This is a genomic window from Tardiphaga sp. (assembly GCF_025356345.1).
Taxonomy (GTDB): Bacteria; Pseudomonadota; Alphaproteobacteria; order Rhizobiales; family Xanthobacteraceae; genus Tardiphaga.
The window spans coordinates 1-3,251 of sequence record NZ_JANXTC010000183.1; the positions used below are offsets into that span (position 1 = coordinate 1).

General features: G+C 62.0%; 3 protein-coding genes and 2 pseudogenes. 2 read left to right on the plus strand and 3 right to left on the minus strand.

Annotated features, from left to right (window positions below; all coding sequences use genetic code 11):
- Positions 1-546: NAD(+) synthase (nadE, locus tag Q0S16_RS10740; RefSeq protein ID WP_295848017.1), on the plus strand; the 546-nt coding region annotated here is incomplete at its 5' end.
- A 63-nt stretch (positions 547-609) separates the two neighbouring features.
- Here the strand turns inward: nadE and Q0S16_RS10745 are convergent.
- From Q0S16_RS10745 to Q0S16_RS10755, 3 genes and pseudogenes are all read right to left on the minus strand, one after another.
- A pseudogene (locus Q0S16_RS10745) lies at positions 610-804 on the minus strand (PIN domain-containing protein); the annotation flags it as partial.
- Between the two features lie 70 nt (positions 805-874).
- The gene (locus tag Q0S16_RS10750) at positions 875-2,041 is read right to left on the minus strand and encodes a DUF2865 domain-containing protein (protein ID WP_295848018.1); all 1,167 of its coding nucleotides are present in this window, start codon (positions 2,039-2,041) and stop codon (positions 875-877) included.
- A 198-nt stretch (positions 2,042-2,239) separates the two neighbouring features.
- A complete protein-coding gene (locus tag Q0S16_RS10755) occupies positions 2,240-2,548 on the minus strand; it encodes a hypothetical protein (RefSeq protein ID WP_295848020.1) in 309 nt (102 codons plus the stop codon).
- A 288-nt stretch (positions 2,549-2,836) separates the two neighbouring features.
- Here Q0S16_RS10755 and Q0S16_RS10760 point away from each other — a divergent pair.
- A pseudogene (locus Q0S16_RS10760) lies at positions 2,837-3,016 on the plus strand (cysteine--tRNA ligase); the annotation flags it as partial.
- Positions 3,017-3,251 lie beyond the last annotated feature (235 nt).

A 3,251-nucleotide genomic window follows, 5' to 3' on the forward strand; every position in this document is an offset into this window, starting at 1 on the left:
ACCACCGGCAACAAGTCGGAAATGTCGGTCGGCTACGCCACGCTGTATGGCGACATGAATGGCGGCTTCAATCCGATCAAGGATATCTACAAGACCGAGGTGTTCCGGCTGTGCAGGTTGCGCAATGGTTGGAAGCCGGACGGCGCGCTTGGTCCCGACGGCGAGGTGATCCCGGTCAATATCATCGTACGACCGCCGACGGCGGAGCTGCGCGATAACCAGACCGACCAGGACTCGCTACCGCCCTATGAGATCCTCGATGCGATTCTCGAGCGCCTGGTCGAGCGCGAGGAGGCGCTGTCGTCGATTGTCGCCGAGGGGTTTGACAAGGATGTGGTGCTGCGGATCGACCGGCTGCTGAACATCGCCGAGTACAAGCGCCGTCAGGCCGCGCCCGGCGTGAAGGTGACGCGGAAGAATTTCGGCAGGGATCGCCGCTACCCCATCACCAACAAGTTTCGCGATCTGGCGACGGCGTTGCCGCAGCCTGACGACTCGCTGCTCACACGCGCCAGCCGCGGTTCGGCCGAAGCGTTCGAGGGCTAGGGAACGGCCTGTTGCAGTCGTCTCACGATTTGCATTAGGCATCGCGAAACGCCGAACCTCTACCGCCCAGTCCGCGACCCTCAACGCGTGAGGAACGCGGGCGAAAGCTTTATCGCGCGTCACGAGGGTTGCGTCGATGGCCGCCGCATGGGCCGCGATCGTCAGGTCGAGGGGGGCGAGCGTCACGCCGCTCGCTTCGCACGCCGCGCGCAAGTCGCCGTAGGTTCTGGTGACATCGTGATCCCATGGCAGCACGTCGTGGCAGCCCTGCGGGTCTCAGGTCAATCGCGGCGGAAATCTCGCCTTGCCGTCAGCGCGCTGCGCCGCGCTACTGCGTCTTCGGCAGGAACGTCGGTCCGACCGACCGGATCGGCTTGCTAGGATCGGCAGGCGCGGCCGATGCCGCGTCGGGCGCCGACGTGGTTGTCGCGGGGGCGTCGGCGGCACCGCGCTTTTGCGCCACCGGCGCGCCCTTGGCGGGTGGCAGCGACATTTTCCTGGCGCGCTCCTCGGTGACGATGATGTCGCCGTTTTCCGCGGCGGATTTGTCGTCGATATTCTTCAGCGCGTCCGACCATGTCTGGCCCTGCGCCTTGCAGGCGCAGGATGGATTGAATTCGGTGCGGTACTTGAACGCGTTCGGCGACGACGAATAGGGCTGGCCCGACACCGAGACGGCCGCGTTGATGTCCTCGCCGGGATTGCGATAGCTGAACAGGCTCGCATCGGTGGCGGGGCACAGGCTCTTGCAGGTGCGCTCGTCGTCGGCAAAGCGGCTCTGCACCGTGGCGAAGGAGATCGGAAAATAGAAGCCGTCGCAGGTACGAACGCAGACCGTGCGGTAGGTCCCCGACGGCGGCAGCACCACCGCGTCCATCGGCGGGGCGCCAGGGCTCGGTTCATTGTTGCCGAACAAATTGTTCAGGAAATTGCCGGGGCCGGGGGCGGGGGCGGCACTGCGGGCCGCGGCGGCGTATTGCGGGCCGCAATTGTTCTGCGCGAGCGCCAGCAACACCGAACGTCGCTGGCTGTCACGGTCCGAACTGCCGGGAGTGCCAACCCGCAACCGCTCGAGGTTGCTGGTGATCTGGTCGAGATTGCCGCGCACCTGCTGAATCTGATTGTTGACCGGTCCGCATTGCGCCGACTGGCCGTTGAACATCGAGAAGAAGCCGGAGGAATCGCAGCCCATCCGCTTGGCCTGCGAGGTTACGCGGTCGAGCTCGCTCTGCTGCTTGGAGGCGGCATCCTCGTAACGGCGAAGCTGTTCGGCGCGCGCGGGATCACCGCCGGCGCCACGGTCGACGGTCGCGAGCTGGCCTTCCAGCCGCTGGCACATCGGGTTGCCCGACGGACCTGCCACGCCTTGCTGCTGGGGCGGCTGGCCGGGCGGATAGCCCTGCGCGGTCGCATCAACAGCCCATGAAGCCGTGCCGATCAGCGCGGCACAGACGAAAGCCAAGCGGGAGAGGGAAGCGATCACAGTGTCAGACATATCCGGCCAATAACGAGTCAAAGGAGCAGGCGAGGTTCGCTGGCTTTGCGGACCGCTGCCGACGTTGCCAAACTCGCGCGATCAAATTGCGGCGGCTGACGCGGCTTTCACTTAGCTGCTTCTGACGGCAGGGTCACGTCGTTTCCGGGGCTGTACTGTGACGGCGGACGCGACGTTTCGCCTCCGCCGCAACGACTTCTAGCGCTGGCAGGTGATGGCGACGAACTCTTCGCAACTGCCGTGGGAACAGTTGGCGCCCGCGGTCTTCGGCACGGATCCGGTCACTTCATCGGGATCGACGCGGCGAAAGGCCGTGGCCTGCGCGAATTCGCGGGACTTGCAGTAAGATGCGGCCGCATGAGCGCCGCACTGCTCACCCTTGGCGAGGCACTGGTCAATGCCATAGCCGTCGGACTGGTTGGCGATGATGAACACCCGCGAATCAGCGAGAGCAGGCGAAGCGGTGAAAATAACAGCAGAGCTCAGAAAAACAGCAAGACGGATCATAACTCACCTAATGAATGAGGAGGGCGCGCCCTCACAAATAAGCCGAAAAGATTAAAAATTGTTAACCTTGCGGGGAGGTACCGGGAGATTAGGGCTGAAATCGGCCGTCGCCTGGGCATTCCAGCGTCTTGACGCGCAACCCTTGGCTGCCGCATGGTGCCTTCATGAACGGATTTCTCGCCATATGTGGCATTTGCCGCGAGATTACGAGCTAGCGATTCGCTGGCTGAGGCCGTCTTTTCTCAATCGAGATCATTGGACGCCCGGCCGCAAGGGGACGGGACTTCCATGGATTTGCGACTCTACGATACCTTGACCCGCGAGAAGCGCATCTTCGCGCCAATCGATGCCGACAATGTGCGGCTCTACGTCTGCGGGCCGACGGTCTATGACTTCGCCCATATCGGCAATGCGCGCCCGGTGATCGTATTCGATCTGCTGTTCCGGATGCTGCGTTACATTTATGGTCCGGACCAATGTTTGTTTTGCGGATCTTTTTAAAGTAAAAACATTCAAAGGATTTGAAACAGTTTGGATTGCCGCTTTTGGGCTTCTATTATCTATGCTTGCTCTTGTATGGCGATTGCCTGAACCTCCAAGTTTAATACTGCATAGGCCTGCCGATGACGTGAGAGCTGTGCAACCCGCAGAACTGGATGTTTCACAAAATCAGCGATGTCCTCACGATATTGAAACAACGCAG

Coding starts and splice junctions, on each gene's coding strand:
- Q0S16_RS10750 (WP_295848018.1), bottom strand. CDS start 2,041: ATGTCTGACACTGTGATCGCTTCCCTCTCCCGCTTGGCTTTCGTCTGT.
- Q0S16_RS10755 (WP_295848020.1), bottom strand. CDS start 2,548: ATGATCCGTCTTGCTGTTTTTCTGAGCTCTGCTGTTATTTTCACCGCT.